Source organism: Bradyrhizobium sp. (assembly GCF_035652035.1).
Lineage (GTDB): Bacteria > Pseudomonadota > Alphaproteobacteria > Rhizobiales > Xanthobacteraceae > Bradyrhizobium.
In genome coordinates, this window is record NZ_DASREO010000053.1 from 47940 (window position 1) to 62646 (window position 14707).

At 61.5% G+C, this 14707-nt stretch carries 15 protein-coding genes; 10 read left to right on the forward strand and 5 right to left on the reverse strand.

All coding sequences use genetic code 11. From position 1 onward, the window contains the following. Positions 1–4 precede the first annotated feature (4 nt). Positions 5–322, reverse strand: coding sequence for an AtuA-related protein (locus VFB05_RS14985; protein ID WP_325013512.1), 318 nt, complete (start codon positions 320–322; stop codon positions 5–7). Beyond that, entirely contained in the window at positions 319–1671 is a 1353-nt protein-coding gene (locus VFB05_RS14990) for an acyclic terpene utilization AtuA family protein (protein ID WP_325013513.1), read from the reverse strand. The genes VFB05_RS14985 and VFB05_RS14990 overlap by 4 nt, the downstream gene beginning before the upstream one ends. 159 nt (positions 1672–1830) lie before the next feature. Between VFB05_RS14990 and VFB05_RS14995 the strand changes: the two genes are divergently transcribed. From VFB05_RS14995 to VFB05_RS15025, 7 genes are all read left to right on the forward strand, one after another. Continuing rightward, the gene (locus VFB05_RS14995) at positions 1831–2709 is read left to right on the forward strand and encodes a LysR family transcriptional regulator (protein WP_325013514.1); all 879 of its coding nucleotides are present in this window, start codon (positions 1831–1833) and stop codon (positions 2707–2709) included. 230 nt (positions 2710–2939) lie between these two features. Then, complete coding sequence (locus VFB05_RS15000; RefSeq protein ID WP_325013545.1) at positions 2940–3689, forward strand: ABC transporter ATP-binding protein; 750 nt, start codon at positions 2940–2942, stop codon at positions 3687–3689. Then, entirely contained in the window at positions 3673–4539 is an 867-nt protein-coding gene (locus tag VFB05_RS15005) for an ABC transporter permease (RefSeq protein ID WP_325013515.1), read from the forward strand. The genes VFB05_RS15000 and VFB05_RS15005 overlap by 17 nt, the downstream gene beginning before the upstream one ends. Continuing rightward, the gene (locus tag VFB05_RS15010) at positions 4540–5583 is read left to right on the forward strand and encodes an ABC transporter substrate-binding protein (protein WP_325013516.1); all 1044 of its coding nucleotides are present in this window, start codon (positions 4540–4542) and stop codon (positions 5581–5583) included. 48 nt (positions 5584–5631) lie between these two features. Next, positions 5632–6564, forward strand: a complete 933-nt coding sequence (locus VFB05_RS15015) for a hydroxyacid dehydrogenase (RefSeq protein ID WP_325013517.1) — start codon at positions 5632–5634, stop codon at positions 6562–6564. Continuing rightward, on the forward strand, positions 6561–7028 hold the full coding sequence (locus VFB05_RS15020; RefSeq protein ID WP_325013518.1) for an aldolase/citrate lyase family protein: 468 nt from the start codon (positions 6561–6563) through the stop codon (positions 7026–7028). Before VFB05_RS15015 ends, VFB05_RS15020 begins: the two co-directional genes overlap by 4 nt. Then, positions 6994–7275: an aldolase/citrate lyase family protein gene (locus VFB05_RS15025; protein ID WP_325013519.1), complete on the forward strand. Its 282-nt coding sequence runs from the start codon at positions 6994–6996 to the stop codon at positions 7273–7275. The genes VFB05_RS15020 and VFB05_RS15025 overlap by 35 nt, the downstream gene beginning before the upstream one ends. A gap of 6 nt (positions 7276–7281) precedes the next feature. Here the strand turns inward: VFB05_RS15025 and VFB05_RS15030 are convergent, their stop codons facing one another. Beyond that, entirely contained in the window at positions 7282–8892 is a 1611-nt protein-coding gene (locus VFB05_RS15030; protein WP_325013520.1) for a thiamine pyrophosphate-binding protein, read from the reverse strand. A gap of 202 nt (positions 8893–9094) precedes the next feature. On the opposite strand from VFB05_RS15030, the gene VFB05_RS15035 reads away from it, so the two are divergent. Continuing rightward, on the forward strand, positions 9095–9475 hold the full coding sequence (locus VFB05_RS15035) for a cupin domain-containing protein (protein WP_325013521.1): 381 nt from the start codon (positions 9095–9097) through the stop codon (positions 9473–9475). Positions 9476–9514: 39 nt separating this feature from the next. On the opposite strand, the gene VFB05_RS15040 is transcribed toward VFB05_RS15035, so the two are convergent. Then, complete coding sequence (locus tag VFB05_RS15040) at positions 9515–10552, reverse strand: aromatic ring-hydroxylating dioxygenase subunit alpha (RefSeq protein ID WP_325013522.1); 1038 nt, start codon at positions 10550–10552, stop codon at positions 9515–9517. 273 nt (positions 10553–10825) lie between these two features. Here VFB05_RS15040 and VFB05_RS15045 point away from each other — a divergent pair, with 273 nt between their 5' ends. Next, a complete protein-coding gene (locus tag VFB05_RS15045; RefSeq protein ID WP_325013523.1) occupies positions 10826–11098 on the forward strand; it encodes a hypothetical protein in 273 nt (90 codons plus the stop codon). Between the two features lie 66 nt (positions 11099–11164). Next, positions 11165–12577 (forward strand): sodium:solute symporter family protein, encoded by a 1413-nt coding sequence (locus VFB05_RS15050; protein ID WP_325013524.1) that lies wholly within the window; start codon positions 11165–11167, stop codon positions 12575–12577. A gap of 363 nt (positions 12578–12940) precedes the next feature. Here VFB05_RS15050 and VFB05_RS15055 read toward each other — a convergent pair whose 3' ends face one another. Further along, positions 12941–14437 (reverse strand): porin, encoded by a 1497-nt coding sequence (locus VFB05_RS15055; protein ID WP_325013525.1) that lies wholly within the window; start codon positions 14435–14437, stop codon positions 12941–12943. Positions 14438–14707: the final 270 nt, after the last annotated feature.

Below are 14707 nucleotides of genomic sequence, written 5' to 3' on the forward strand. Positions count from 1 at the left end.
CCTGCTATGTCGGATCCGGCAATTCGATCGCCAGCATCACGTTGCTGTAGCTCTTGCCGTGAATGTCCTGCGCCAGCGAGATGGTGACGCCGCCGGCAAGCGCATTCTCGATCACGAAATTGAATGCCTTGAGATTACGCAAGGGGTAGCGGCGGATTGGCCCCTGGGCGATGTGACGAAATGCCTGCGCGACGCGTTCGACCGTCAACTCACGCTCGAGGAACTCCCAATGCGCGGCGTCGTAGCAGATCACCGAGATGTTCGACGTGTTGCCCTTGTCGCCCGCACGGGAATGGGCGAGATCGTAGACGCGGACGCTCATAGCGAGCCCTCCACGACCACCTGTGGATTGACCGCGTTCTTCGGCAACAGCACCGACTTCACAGCGAGAACGTCGCGCACCCGCGGCTCGCATGCGCCCCCTGCCCCGCCGGGCCCGTGCATATGCATCGCCCGAACCTCGAAGCCGACAGCGTGCGCCGCCTTGCGGTCATGGGTGCGGCCCGCCATCCGCAGGCGAACCTCGTAGGGTTCGGGGCGGCTGTCCAGATTATCGTGCAGGCTCGACATGCCGATCAAGTCGACACGGAAATCGTCGTAGGTAAAACCTTGCAGCTTCAGCCGCTCCTTGACGATCTCGGCGGCCCATTTGGCGCGCGCCACTGCATCGATGCCGCCATAGGACACTTCGCCCTCGCCGATATATCCATCGGCGTAGCCGACATTGACCTTGTAGGTCGGCGTCGCCGGGCGGCCCGTGGCATCGGCGAGCCGGACTCGGTCGGAGGATTCCTGCCTCAAGGCGATGGTGGAGATATCGAGCACGCAGTCCGGCGTGATGTAGGCAGTCGGATCGTGGATCTCGTAGATCAGTTGCTCGGTGCAGGTCATGACATCGAGGCGTCCGCCGGAGCCGGGTGTCTTGCCGATCACGATCGAACCATCGGCCTTCACGTCGGCGAACGGAAAGCCGTTGCGCGCGAGATCCGGCACGTCCTTCTTGCCTGGCCATCCGAAACAGCCCCCGGTCACCGACGCCGTGCATTCAAGCAGATGGCCGGCCGCGGTGCCCTGCGCGATCTTCGGCAGATCATCGTAGGCCCAGCCGAATTCGTGCATCATCGGCGCAAGAAACAGCGAGGGATCGGCGACGCGGCCCGACAGCACGATCGGCGCGCCGGTAGCGAGCGCTTCGCACACGACATCGGCGCCGAGGTAGGCATTGGCCGAGATCATCTTCGGCAGGATCGATTCCAGCGGCTCGCCGTTCTCGATCAGCCGCAACTCGCCCTTGTGCTTGACCAGGCTCGAGACGTCGTCACCGAGCACGACGGCGACGGGAACGTCGCCGAGGCCGAGTTCGGCCGCTTCTCTGCGCGCCGCGCGCGCGCCACCGACCGGGTTGGCCGCGCCCATATTGCTGACGATGCGGATTTTCTTCTCGATGCAGGTCGGCAGCACCATGCGCAGGCGCGCATGCAGCGACGGCGCATAACCCTGGCTGGGATCCTTGCTGCGCGACAAGTTCTCCCGCGAGACCGTTCGCTCCGCGAGACATTCGAACACGAGATAGTCGATGTCGCCCCTTTCGGCGAGTTCCAGCGCCGGGAGCATCCGGTCGTCGGATGTTCCCGCGCCGGAGCCGACACGCACAGTGTCCTTCGACCTCATGCGAGCGTCTCCTCATAGTTTTTTGATCGCTTTTTTGCTGCGGAGTGTGCGCATCGACCGCATGTCAGTCCAATCAGGACCTTGGCATGGTCCATAAGCTCTGCTTATGTCCCTTCGGGCGATGCAAAGAGCGGTCGGCTAGCGATGAACCTGCGGCACATGGAGGTTTTCCACGCGATCATGCGCACCGGCTCGGTGACGGGCGCGGCGCGCGCGCTCAATGTCACCCAGCCGGCGGTCAGCGCGATCCTGAAGCACTGCGAAAGCCAGCTCAGGATGAAGTTGTTCGCGCGCGTCTCCGGCCGGTTGCAGCCGACGGCGGAAGCGAAAGCGATCTTTCCCGAAGTCGAGGCGATTTTCGGCCGGGTCGACGCGGTCAATGCCCTCACCCAGGATCTCGTTGGCGGCCGTCTCGGCACGCTATCGATCGCCGCCGCCTTTCCGATCGCCAACGGCTATCTCGCCAAGGCTGTCGCGACTTTCGTCGCCGCACGGCCGAATGTCCGTGTTGCGCTGCAATCGCTGACTTCACCGCAGGTGCTCGACCGCGTGGTTCACCGCGAAGTCGAATTGGGCATCGCCTATGAGCCGGTCGTCAGTTCGGAGGTCGAGACCAGGGTTTTGATGCGCACCGGGATTGCCTGCATCATGGCGGCGGGCCATCCACTCGCCCGTCGCAAGGAAATCGCCGTACGCGACCTCGAACGCTATTCGATCATCACCTATCTGCCGCAGGCGTTGTCGCGCATCTATGTCGATCGCGCATTGAGTGCCGCCGGTATCGTCCCGAATATTGTCGCCCAGGTGAGCCTCTCATTGACCGGAATCATGCTGGCGCGCCACGGCGCTGGCGTCGCGCTGGTGGAACCGCTGCTGGTCACCTCGATGGATTTGTCCGACACGGTGGTGCGGCCGCTGAAGCCGCGCATCGACATCAAAACCCTGATGATCCGGCACAAGACTGCACCGCAATCGAAGATCATGAACGAATTCATCGGCCATCTCGGCAAGGTGATCGCTGCGGAGCCGAGCCAATAGGCAGACTTATGGACAGTGGCCAAATTGTTATTGGACAGTTATGGGCTAGTGTAGCGAAGTCGTAGCCAAAAAAAGACCCTCGGGAGGAAGAGCGGATGACGGGAGGTCCAGCACTCGCGTCAAAAACGACCCCGGACACAAGATTACAATCGGCGCAACAGGCGCCGCGTGGCCGCACCGCGCCCAATCAAGAGGCCGGGCGGCCGCTGCTGGACGTGCGCGGCGTCACCATGCGCTACAAGACGCAGGCGCACCTGATCACTGCGACCTATCGTGTCTCTTTCAGCGTGCTGCAGGGCGACCGATTTGTCGTCGTCGGCCCGTCCGGTTGCGGCAAGTCGACCTTGCTCAAGGCGGTCGGTGGCTATCTCTCTCCGACCGAAGGCGAGATCATCCTGAAAGGCGAGCGGATCACGAGGCCCGGCCCCGACCGGATGATGGTGTTCCAGGAATTCGATCAGCTGCTGCCGTGGAAGACGGTCCTGGAAAACGTCACCTTCCCGCTCAGGACCACCGGCGCATTGAACGGCAAGGCCGCCACCGATCGCGCGATGCAGTATCTGGAAAAGGTCAAGCTATCCGATTTTGCCCATAGCTATCCGCACATGCTCTCGGGCGGCATGAAACAGCGCGTGGCGATCGCGCGCGGCATGGCGATGGAGCCGGACATTCTGCTGATGGATGAACCGTTCGCGGCGCTCGACGCGCTGACGCGCTCGCGCATGCAGGACGAACTGCTCGCGCTGTGGGACGAGACACGCTTTACCGTCTTGTTCGTCACCCACTCGATCCCGGAGGCGATCAAACTGGGAAATCGCATCCTCCTGCTGTCGCCGCATCCGGGCCAGGTCAAGGCGGAGATCAACAGCGTGCCGCGGGGTCAGGAGAATTCCAACGAAGCCGCAGCCCTGGGGCGCGAAATTCACGACATGCTGTTCGCCGACCAGATCACGAAGGCACCCGATGCTGCAGGCGAGTGAACGACCGAACATCTACTGCGAGACGCTCGGACCCGATCAGTTCGGTATCATCGAGAAGCCGCTGACGCTGGCCGAGCAGATCTACAACAAGGTCTGGCTTCGCAAGCTCGCGATCCTCGTCGTGCTGGCGCTCGCCTGGGAAATCTACGGCCGCTGGCTGGACAATCCGCTGCTGGTGCCGCCGTTCAGCGCCGCCGTGCAAGCGTTGATATCAGACGTCGCCAACGGCACCATCCCGAAGCGGGCGTTGAGCTCGATCGAGGTGCTGCTGGTCGGCTTTGCCGTCGGCACCGTGCTTGCCGGGCTGCTGACGGTCTTTGCCATCTCCAGCAAGATCGGCACCGATTTCCTCGACACCATGACCGCGATGTTCAATCCGCTGCCGGCGATTGCACTGTTGCCGCTGGCGCTGATCTGGTTCGGCCTGGGCGACGGCAGTCTCATTTTCGTGCTCGTGCATTCGGTGATGTGGGCGGTCTCTCTCAACATGCTCGCCGGTTTCCGCGGCGTGTCTGCGACCGCGCGCATGGTCGGCCGCAACTACAACCTCAAGGGATTGCGTTTTGTCGGTCAGATCCTGATTCCTGCGGCGTTTCCGAGCATTCTCGCCGGCCTCAAGATTGGCTGGGCCTTCGCCTGGCGCACGCTGATTGCGGCTGAACTGGTGTTCGGCGTCTCCTCAGGTCAGGGCGGCCTCGGGTGGTACATCTTCGAGAGCAAGAACCAGCTCGAGATTCCCGAAGTGTTTGCAGGCCTTCTCACCATCATCCTGATCGGGCTCGCGGTCGAGAACGGCGTGTTTCGCCTGATCGAGGCCCGTACCGTCCAGCGCTGGGGCATGCAGACGTAAATGGCGTCGATCGCGCTCAGCCGGCGGGGTTTCTGCAAGGCGGTTGCAGCCGCACCTGTGGCGCTCGCTTCGCCGATGCTGCTGCGCTCGTCTTTCGCTGACGAAGTCTCCAGCATCGTCATCGTCAGCCAGCACGGCCTGCCTTATCTGCCACTGATGGTGATGGACGCGCTTCAGCTCGTGCAGAAGCATGCTGAAAAGTTCGGCGTCGCCTCGCTAAAGCCCGAATACAAGAGCCTCGGCGGCACGCAGTCGCTGATCGACGCGTTGCTCAGCCGGCAGATGGATTTTGGCGTGACCGGCGTGCCGAGCCTTTGCACGCTGTGGGACAAAACCGCTGGCACGGCCAATGAAGTGCGCGCGCTGTCCGCGGTGCAGTCGATGCCGTTCATGCTGGTGACCAACAAGCCCTCGATCAAGACGATCAAGGATTTTTCCGGAGGAGACAAGATCGCGGTCCCAGCGATCAAGGTGTCGAGTCAGGCAATCTGCCTGCAGATGGCGGCCGCCAAGGAATGGGGCGACGAGCAATATGCCAGGCTCGACGCCTACACGATCACACGCTCGCATCCGGATGCCGCCGTCGCGGTGATGTCGAAGAGCGCGGAAGTCGATAGCCACTACTCGGTCGCGCCCTATTACTACCTCGAGCTTGCAACAGAGGGCGTGCATAACGTGCTGAAATCCTATGACACGCTCGGCGGTCCCGGCACCAACGGCGTGATGTTGATGAGCAAGCGATTTCACGATGCCAATCCGAAGGTCACGCAGGCGGTTTTTGCCGCGCTTAGCGAGGCCGAAGAGTTCATCAACAAGAATCCGGGCGACGCGGCGCAGATCTATATCAAGACCACCAACGAGAAGCGCAGCAGCCCGGCGGATTTGACCCGGTACATTTCCGACAGTGACAACATCTGGACCACGACACCGCAACAGAGCATGACGTTTGCCGGCTTCATGCACAGGGTTGGCACCATGAAACGCATGCCCGCGTCGTGGAAAGATCTCTACATGCCCGAATGCCATGACCTCTCTGGCAGCTGATTTCAGCCAACCCATTTTCATAGAAAGAAACGCTCAGAAAGGCGGCAAATGAAGATCTATATTCTCGATGCATTTCACCCTGCCGGCGTCGACCACGCTGCCCAGCATGCCGAGGTCATTCGCTGGGACGATTCGAGAGCCAAGAATTGGCACGAAGATGCCGACGGACTGATGGTTCGCGGCAAGAAGATTACCGCTGACGACATGACCCGCGCCAAGAAGCTGCGTGTTATTTCCAAGCAGGGCGTCGGCATCGACAACATCGACCTGGAAGCCGCAAAGGCCCGAGGAATTGCCGTATGCAGAACGCCGGGCGTCAACAGTGAGGCGGTTGCCGAAATGGCGTTGTCATTGGGCTTAAGCGTCGTTCGCCGCGTCTCAGAATTCGACCGGATGACGAGGGCTGGCACCAGGGTTCAGCGCGCGGACTTCCTCGGCTACGAATCCTGGCAAAAGACCGTCGGCATTGTCGGCATGGGCAACATCGGCACGCTGGTGGCGCGGAAATGGCGCGGCGCGTTCGATGCCAATCTCATCGGCTATGATCCTTATGTGCCGGCGAGCCGCTGGTCCGAGATGCCGCACCAACGCGCCGCGTCACTCGAGGAAATGCTGCCGCAGGTTGACATCCTCTCGCTGCACCTGCCGCTCACTCCGGAAAGCCGCAACATGATCGACGCCGCCAGGCTGGCTTTGATGAAGCCGACCGCGATCGTGGTGAATACGTCGCGCGGCGGCATCGTCAATGAGGCGGCGTTGTATCAGGCAATCTCATCCGGGAAACTGTTCGGCGCCGGCTTTGACGTCTTCGAGATCGAGCCGCCGACGTCGGATCATCCCTTGATGTCGTTGCCGACCTTTGTAGGCACGCCCCATGCGGCGGCCGGCACGATCGAAACCCAGGCGCGCAGCTCCATGCTGGCAGCCTCGCAGCTGATCGAGGCCCTGTCGGGCGGTCAGCCATTGGGCCTGGTCGCATGAGCGGCGCGGTCGCCGCAGCTCATCAGCTCACCAACCCGGTCAAGACGCGTATGCAGGCTGGCGACGTCGCACTTGGCATGCCGGTACGGCTTGGGCGTTCCGGCGATGTCGCCCGCATCGCCAAATCGACGGGCCACGACTTTCTCTTCATCGATTGCCAGCACTCGCTGTTCAACCTCGAGACCATCGGCCACATTGTCAGTACTGCAATGTCGTGCGGCGTCGCGCCATTGGTGCGCGTCCGCGGCATCAACGATCCCGACGTATCGCTCTTGCTCGACAACGGCGCGATGGGCATCGTCTATCCCGACATCAACACGGCGGAGGAAGCCAAGCGTGCGGTCGATGCTTGCAAGTTTGCGCCCATCGGAAAGCGCTCGGTGAGCGGCGGCTATCCGCACTTCAAACAATGTCGAGGCCATCGCTGCCGTGAAAGGCGTGGATGTGCTGCATGTCGGCAGTAACGACCTCTTGGCCAACATGGGAAAGACCGGAAAATTCGACGATCCTGAACTGGTCGCGGCGCAAGAACGTGTCATCGCCGCCTGCCGCGCCAACGGCATCTTCTCTGGCTGCGGCGGAAATCGCGATCCGGCGCGTCAGCTCGAGCTGATCAGGAAGGGCTGCCGGTTCATCACCACGCAATCGGATATCGGCTTCCTGTCGGCCGCCGCATCCGCCTGGACCGCGCAGATCCGCGCCGGGCTTTGATGCATCTTACAGCTCTCTCAATGCATTGAACTGCGCGACATAACCCGACGCGTCGATCCGCACGCCGATCACCGTGGTTTTCTTCGTCTTCAGCGCGGTGGTGAGCGCGTTGCTGAAAGCCTGCTCGGTCTCGACCGTCACACCATCGGCGCCGAAGGATTGCGCGAGCTTCTCCCAGTCGATGCCGCCGAGCGCGACGCCGTTGCGCGGGATGCCCTTGATCTCCTGCTTGACGCGGATAAGGCCAATTTCCTGGTCGTCGAACACGATCACGATGATCGGGAGTTTCTCGATCTGCGCGGTCTGCAATTCAGCAACCGTCATCAGGAAGCCGCCGTCGCCGGTGAAGGCGACCACCGGCCGGTCCGGATAGGCCATGCGGGCGGCGAGCGCGCCGGGCACCGCATAACCCATCGAGGCAAGGCCGTTCGAAGTGAGAAACTCGCGCGGGCCGTAGGATTCCCATTTCTGCACCACCAGAAGCCGGCTCGCGCCGGCGTCGCAGGTCGCAATGGTGTCGCGCGGCAGGATCGCGCGGGCGACCTCCATGGTCCGTTGCGGCGAGAGGCCGGTCGCGGGCGTATTGAGTGCATCGCGCACTTCGCTGCGGAAGGTCTTCGCGGACTTCTCGCCCCAGTTCGTCCCTTCCGGCGCCCATTGCGAAAGACCTGCCAACAACGCCTTGAGGTCTCCGATGATTTCGGGGTCCGCCGGCACCAGCGCGTCGGTGCTCGGCACGGACGACAGCGACAACACCGGCAGCGTGTAGGGCCAAGGCTTGGGCTGCAGCTCCACCGCGTCGAGGCCGACCGTGATGATGAGATCGGATTCGAGCACCAGTTTGCGTTCGATCAGCCCGCCGATGATGCAGCCGGCCCGCAACGGATGGTCTTCCGGAATCATCCCCTTGCATTTGGTGGTGGTGAGGACCGGCGCGCCGAGATGCTCGGCGAATTTCACGAATTGCACCGATGCGTTGCACCAGTAGACGCCCATGCCGGCAATCAGGATCGGCCGCCTGGCACGGCTTAGCATATCGAGCGCCGGCTTGAGATCGGCGCGGTCGGGGCCCGGCGTGATCCAGTTTGGCGTCAGCGGCGGCTCGGCGACGAGCTCGCCGGCCTCACGCGTGGTCTCGCTTTGCGGAAACTCGAAATGCACCGGGCCCGGCGGCGTCGCGGTGGCCGTGCGCATGGCGCGGCGCACCTGCTGGCGCACGGTCTTGGCGTCGACGACCGTGCTCCATTTGACGATCGGCTCGTAAATGGCCTGCTGGTTGATGCGCTGGCGCAATCCCGTCTCGAACACAGCACGCGAATAGGTGTCGGTGATCGCGATCAGCGGCGAGCGATCGAGGAAGGCGTGCGCCACGCCATTGACCATGTTTGCCGCACCCGGACCGCGGGTCGAAAGACAGATTCCGGGACTGCCGGTGAGATCCCCCCAGGTGGAGGCGAGCATCGCGCCGGCGACTTCCTGTTTCATGAGGAGAAAACGCATCTGGCGTTGCCGCGCCGCTTCCATCAATTCCACGGACTCGCCACCCGGATGTCCGACGATGAAAGGTGTGCCGGCATCCCTGAATGCGGCTGCGAGCACTTCGACTGTCGTGGCCATGGCAAAAGTCTCCCGGAGATTTTCTTCTATTGCCGCCAAGATGGCAGAACTCACCGCGCTTTCCAACTGCGCGCGGCAGCCCTGCCGATAGCTATATCGCCGTCATCCATTACTATATTGATGCTGTCCCGCGCCCGACCGAAGACGGCGAATGCTGCGTTAAGCGCTGAATTTTTCGAATCCAAAAAAAGGGAGGCTATCGATGTTACGTCTGGTTGTTGCTGCCTTGTTCGTCGTTTTCACCCTGTCCTCGGCGCTCGCGGACGAACCCAAGCGAACCGTGTTGAAGCGGGCCGATCTCACGGGGACTAACATGGAGATCATCGTCTCGGTGTTGGAGGTGCCGCCCGGTGTCAACATTGCGAAACACACTCATCCCGGCGAAGAGGCCGTTTACGTGCTCGAGGGTGCCACCCTGCAATTTCCCGATGGCCGCGAAGTGTCACGCCCGGCCGGAGAAGCGGGCGTCAACGTCCGCGATGTCCCTCACGCCGGGTACAAGGTGGTCGGCGACAAGCCGCTGAAGCTCTTGACTGTGCATATCGTCGACAAGGGCAAACCGATGACGGTGCCGGCACAATAGACGGCGTCACCGCAAGCGGATTGTTCGGGAAACGGTCGATCAGATCGGCCGGCCGCAGCTCGCAAGCAGTTCGCGCAAATCGCGTATCGGCGGGAAGACTTCCTGATTCCAGTCGGCGCCTTGCGCGTCCCAGGCCGCCTGCTCCATTTCGACGATTTCGCGGTCCTCCTCGAACACCCGATTGGTGAACCAGGTCAAAGCCGGCCACGCGAGATCTAGTATGCCGGGAATTTTCGGCCGCTTCACCGAGAGCAGGATGAACGAGCGGTTCTTACGCTGTTCTGTATCGACCGGCGTATAGCCGAGCCACACGTGCAAGACGGGCTCGTCGCCCGACGTCCAGAATCGCAAGCTCTGATGCGGATACTCGGTACGGATGGTCATGCGGTCGCGCGGCTTTGACGTGTCGAGGCGGAAACTTCCCATGATCAGGGATTCGCCGAGCGGCTGCTTTGAGTCCGGCCGCGCAAAGGTGTAGTCGAGCTCCATCCAGCCATCGCCATCGCGCTTGCCGAGATAGCGCGGCGTCACCTTTCCGGTGGTGCGGCGATGAAGAAACTGATGGTTCATGTCCATCAGGTTTTCATGCATGAACGTGTAGTGACAATTGACGACCTGGCCGAAGCTTCGGGTCTTGTAGCTTTTGTTCGCCGCGGCGCCGAGACCGGCCGGCGGCGGTGCGGCCGGCAAACTGCCCGGCCAGATGAAGATGACACCATCACACTCGCAGGCCGGATAGGTCCGTACGCCATTGGGCAGCTTTCCCTTACCGATATAAGGAACGTCACACTTGCCCGACGCGTCGTAACTCCAGCCGTGATAGCAGCAATGGACACGGCAATCCTTCACCGTGCCTTTGGACAACGGCACCTGGCGATGCGCGCAGCGGTCTTCCAGCGCGTAGATTTCGCCGTGTTCGGGGCGAACGATCGCGATCGGCTCGCCCGCGAAGGACGATGCAACCACCTGCCCTCGCTTGACCTCGCGCGACCACGCCACCGGATACCAATGATCGGGATGCGCGCCGACCCGGCGCAAATCAACCGGTGTCGCGCCGGCGCTGGCTTCGCCAGACATCAATGCTCGATTCAAGGCTGAAACTCCCCCGCTGCCTTTTTTCGCCGACGAAAATGTGCCCCGGAAAGCGACCATCTTATGTCGAGATGCGGGTAGCAGCCTAGCCATTTGATGGGCCGACGGCCGGAGCAAGTCTCCTCAGATTACCGCCCGTCTGTCAGTTTTGATGACTTTTGCGGCGTCCTCTCGGTGACGTGATGCGCGCCTTGACGGAATGAACCCATTATCGGATGTGTTGAATTGGGTAGGGCAGTCGACGAGAGGATATTGCAAATGAAGAAAACGATTCTCCTTGCCGCAGTGACGGCGGCTTTGACTGCGGGATCTGCGATGGCGAGGCAGCTGCCTCCGGTCTCTTCCGGCCAAAGCATCTACTGCGCGACCCGGGAAGCGGGCAATCCGCACAGCAAGTACTGCGATTATCTCGCCTGGAGCTTCTGGCGCCGGCGCGGTGGCTGGGATTCAACGCTGGACAACGCCTGCCTGATGAACCCGCAATACGTGCCAGGCGAGTGCGGCGGCGCGGCGCACTACTCGCGCTACTAAGTTTCGCCTACCGGATAGGCGATTAGGCGCATGGCGTGACCGCCGGCGCCTTGATATCTACGCGCTATGCAAGCGAATTATTTGGCGCTGGCGATCGTCGTCGCCTACATGGCCGGTCTCGGATTGCTCACGAGCATCGTGCAGCGGTCCGTGACGACCGCCACGACCTTTACGTCCGGCACCACCGATTCGGGCGTTCCGGCCGTTCTCGTCGGGCTCATGCTGATGTCCGAATTCATCGGCACGTCGGCGAGCGTCGGCACGGCACAGGAGGCCTACGTCTTCGGCATTTCGGCCGCCTGGAACATCATTGCACTTGGCGCGGGCTTTCTGTTCTACGCCTGGTTTCTCGCCGGCAAGTACAAGGCGTCCGGGCACAACACGATCTCCGCCGTGTTCGCCGAGGTCTACGGCCCCTCGACCAAGATCGCCACGTCGCTGGTCATGATCTTCGCGCTTCAGATCGTGGCGGTTGCGCTTTATGCCGGCGGCGGCGCAATCCTGAGCGTGCTGCTTGCCGTTGATCGCACGCTCGCGACCGTCATCTGCGGCGTTGTCGCCGTTCTCTATGTCTTTGTCGGCGGCATGAGGTCGGTGGTTTACACCAACGTAATCCACTCGCTGATGAAGTATATTGGCATCGGCGTTGCGCTGTATTTCGGGCTGACCAGAGTGGGCGGACTTGCAGAGCTGCACGCGCGCCTGCCGGCTCAAATGTTTTCCTGGACGAATGTCGGCGTCAGTCAGATCCTGGCGTGGTTCATCGCAGGCGTCGGCGCGACCTTCTCCACCCAATACGTCATTCAAGCCATCAACACGGTCGAAACGCCGCAAAAGGCGCGGACCGCGAGCCTCAGCGCGGCACTCCTGCTGGTGCCTTTCGGGATTGCGACCGCGCTGATTGGAATGTGCTCGCTGGTCCTTTCTCCCGGCATCAAGTCCATCAATGCCTTCTCGGCCCTGATCGGAGATATGAATGGCATCATGGCCGGTGTGGTCGCCGCGGGATTGGCGGCCTCGCTGTTTGGTACCATCGCGGCGATCAGCGTTTCTACCGCGACCCTGCTCTATAAGGATTTTTACTCCCGCTTCGTGAAAGCTGAAGACGAGCAGAACTCCCTCGTCTTCGTGCGCGTCACGACGGTCATCGTCGGCCTGCTGCCGATCGTGCTCGCGATCTACACGCCGAACATCTTGCAGATGACCTTTCTGGCAAAGGCCATACGGGCATCGTTATCGGTCCTGGTGATCCTGGTGTTCTACGCGCCGTGGCTCGGCACCAAAGGCGGTGCGCTGGTGAGCATCCTCGGATCGATGGTTGCCACCATCGCCTGGTTCGCGATGGGCAATCCCTTCGGCATCGACAACGCCTACGTGGCGCTGGTGCTTCCGCTGGTCGTGATGGTCACAAGTTCGGTGATTGCGTGGATGAAGAGCGATCCAGCACTCTCGACGCATTCCAGCGGGGAACGGCGATAGGCAACGGCACTGTGGCTATTTTGCCCGTAGTTCTCCGCCCCAGAACAAAGTTCCAATTCAACGGTCCAGTAAGCGGCAAAACGGCCGAAATCGTCGCGAAGTAGCCGAGCGCTGTCGCTCTCTGGGGTAGGTGAAAAAGGGCGGCGCCCGGCTACTCGGCCGCGCGGCGGTGCGGCTTTTTAATAACATCATCAATGATTTAAAAATTCGTCTTCGCCCGATCTGGAAAGAGGGAATTTTAACGCCTTGGCCATGCGGCTTTTGCGCACCAGCGGGCGTTCCCGAACCCCATAAAGCAAACTGCCCCGGACCTCGTTGGTCCGGGGCAGTTTCTCCGGCCGGGGGCTGGCCGTGCGCCTCAAGCTAAAGCTTGATGCGGAAACCGGTCACAACAGCGGCCGTGCTGATGTCGTGGCCAGGCGCCGGCCCAGAAAAGTTAATGCCCTGGAGCACCTTGGTGCCGGGGTTACCCGGAAAACCCGCAGCCAAACCACCGCTCACCTGCGCCCACGTCGCGCCAGCATAGACGTCGAGATGCTTGTTCAAAGCGTAGTCGGCCAGGAATGAAACTTGGTCGTAGCCACCGGCACATGTGATTGCACTCGCGCCGCCAGTCGCCGGGCAAGAGTTGTTGTCGGCAATGTAGGAGTTCTGGTTCACGTGGTAGTACGCGCCGGTGAGGCTCAGACCCCAGGCGAAGTCGTACTTCGCGCCCGCCCAGTAGAAATTCAAGACGCGCGCAGCCGTGAAGGCGTTGTTGTCAAGAACCGTGAGCAGATACCCGCCGGCGGCATCTCCCTGTGTGACCGGCGTATTCGGATTGGAGTTGCGGACGTTGGAATAGCCGGCGAAGATCGTGAACTTGTCGACCGGCAGCGGCTCAGCCTTGACGGCCTTGGTGTAGTACGAAGGGCTCGCTACTCCCGAGCGTCCAAATTCCCAGGTATATTTGCCCATAACCGATATCTCTTGATCGTCGGATATGTTCGCGAAGAGCGACGTGCTGTTCAGGGGAAGGTTGGCGGCCGACTGCAGGTTCACCACGCCGTGCTCTTTGGTATAGGTCGCCTCTGCCGAGAAACCACCAATGTGGCCGCCGAACATGAAGGCGTACGCATCGCCGAAGAAACCAGTGGCATTGCCGCCGTTCGAATACATCGCGCCAGCCGTGATCGGACCGTAGTCATAGACGTACTTCGCCGAGTTGTCCCAACGCGCGGCCTGCGTGCTGCCCGAGCCGCCATTCGTTCCGGAATAGCCGAGCAGCGATAAGGCGTAAGACAGCGCCATCGGGTCGTACACCGCGATGCCGTCGAGCTGGAACGAATTGTTCCGCCCGATCGTCAACTGGCCGTACTGCTGATTCCTGATGCCGCCCCAGAGCTGACCGTTGAAAGCCTGGCCGCAACGGCCGCTGTCGGCGTTGGAAGTCTGCTGGTTGTAAGCTATGCCTGCGTTCTGGAGAAACGAGCTACAGCCGTCGGAAAGAGTACCTCTCAGCGGATCGACGCCGGTATCGAGGCGCGCAATCGCCTTCCAGTCGCCGCCGAGCGGCTCTTCGACCTTTACACCGATAAAGGACTGTTGAAGGGCGCTATGCTGAACAGTCGCGATCGACTGCCCTGTGTAGTTGCGGGTCGTCGTGAACGGCGAGTATTCGAGACCTGACACCACCGCGCCAAGCGGCCGGCCGTTGGTCTGATAGGCACCACCGAGGTCGAGTACGCCGATCGGCGTGATGCCCCAGAAGGTCAGGTTATCAGGAATTGGGTCCGGGATTTTCGGCGGCGTCCAATCCGCGGCATAGGCGCTGCCCGCCAAGCCTGTCATTGCGAGCGCAACTGCGAGCGCTTTCTTCATTTTCAATACCCCAAGAATTGGCTGCCCCAACAGACCAGACAGGATCGATCTGGTCGCTGTGTTCGACTGAACATAGCGGTCGATATGTACGACGGAACATAACGGTGCCCACAAGTGCAGGCTTGCAACACCTCAGGACTAAAATTGATTTGGCTTGCCTATTGCCGGATTTGTGATCTCAAATCTCGCCGATCGCTGCGCGAGCCGATCGCCGGACACGCAAAACGCCCCGGTTGCCACACTGCTACAGGAGGCCGGATGCTGATCGGC

Excerpts from the sequence above, each read along its gene's own strand:
- VFB05_RS15015 (WP_325013517.1), top strand. The coding sequence starts at position 5,632 with ATGAAGATCTATATTCTCGATGCATTTCACCCTGCCGGCGTCGACCAC.
- VFB05_RS15020 (WP_325013518.1), top strand. The coding sequence starts at position 6,561 with ATGAGCGGCGCGGTCGCCGCAGCTCATCAGCTCACCAACCCGGTCAAG.
- VFB05_RS14990 (WP_325013513.1), bottom strand. The coding sequence starts at position 1,671 with ATGAGGTCGAAGGACACTGTGCGTGTCGGCTCCGGCGCGGGAACATCC.
- VFB05_RS15000 (WP_325013545.1), top strand. The coding sequence starts at position 2,940 with ATGCGCTACAAGACGCAGGCGCACCTGATCACTGCGACCTATCGTGTC.
- VFB05_RS14985 (WP_325013512.1), bottom strand. The coding sequence starts at position 322 with ATGAGCGTCCGCGTCTACGATCTCGCCCATTCCCGTGCGGGCGACAAG.
- VFB05_RS15005 (WP_325013515.1), top strand. The coding sequence starts at position 3,673 with ATGCTGCAGGCGAGTGAACGACCGAACATCTACTGCGAGACGCTCGGA.
- VFB05_RS14995 (WP_325013514.1), top strand. The coding sequence starts at position 1,831 with ATGGAGGTTTTCCACGCGATCATGCGCACCGGCTCGGTGACGGGCGCG.
- VFB05_RS15040 (WP_325013522.1), bottom strand. The coding sequence starts at position 10,552 with ATGTCTGGCGAAGCCAGCGCCGGCGCGACACCGGTTGATTTGCGCCGG.
- VFB05_RS15055 (WP_325013525.1), bottom strand. The coding sequence starts at position 14,437 with ATGAAGAAAGCGCTCGCAGTTGCGCTCGCAATGACAGGCTTGGCGGGC.
- VFB05_RS15050 (WP_325013524.1), top strand. The coding sequence starts at position 11,165 with ATGCAAGCGAATTATTTGGCGCTGGCGATCGTCGTCGCCTACATGGCC.
- VFB05_RS15030 (WP_325013520.1), bottom strand. The coding sequence starts at position 8,892 with ATGGCCACGACAGTCGAAGTGCTCGCAGCCGCATTCAGGGATGCCGGC.
- VFB05_RS15010 (WP_325013516.1), top strand. The coding sequence starts at position 4,540 with ATGGCGTCGATCGCGCTCAGCCGGCGGGGTTTCTGCAAGGCGGTTGCA.
- VFB05_RS15045 (WP_325013523.1), top strand. The coding sequence starts at position 10,826 with ATGAAGAAAACGATTCTCCTTGCCGCAGTGACGGCGGCTTTGACTGCG.
- VFB05_RS15035 (WP_325013521.1), top strand. The coding sequence starts at position 9,095 with ATGTTACGTCTGGTTGTTGCTGCCTTGTTCGTCGTTTTCACCCTGTCC.